Genomic DNA, 331 nt, shown 5'->3' on the forward strand with positions numbered 1-331 from the left:
ACTGCAACGGCTTAAGTGATAACACAAGCCGTCGCAGAGCACAGACTTTAAAATCCTGGGTTCGAAAATTTAAAGAGTTTGCCTAATACTATTTATCCTAGTTTTTGTTAATTTTACTGCTTCAATATTTAAATCATTGCCTCTGAAATTACGATTAAGTAACTCGGAGGCTTGACCAACAAATCCTGAACCACAAAATGGGTCAATTACTACGTCTTGCTCATTTGAACTCTGTTCTATTAATGTTTTGGCTAAGTTTACTGGTTTCTCTGTGGGATACCCTTTCCAGACTCTTTTCTCAACAAGAATATCTGGGATAGATAGGTTATTT

Annotated in this window: 1 protein-coding gene; it reads right to left on the reverse strand. The window is 36.3% G+C overall.

Annotated elements, in window-relative coordinates; translation table 11 throughout:
* Positions 1–69 precede the first annotated feature (69 nt).
* Positions 70–331 (reverse strand): site-specific DNA-methyltransferase (locus Q5762_RS37620; RefSeq protein ID WP_315896809.1); only part of this gene is annotated, 262 nt, incomplete at its 5' end.

Source organism: Streptomyces sp. P9(2023) (genome assembly GCF_032436795.1).
Lineage (GTDB): Bacteria > Actinomycetota > Actinomycetes > Streptomycetales > Streptomycetaceae > Streptomyces.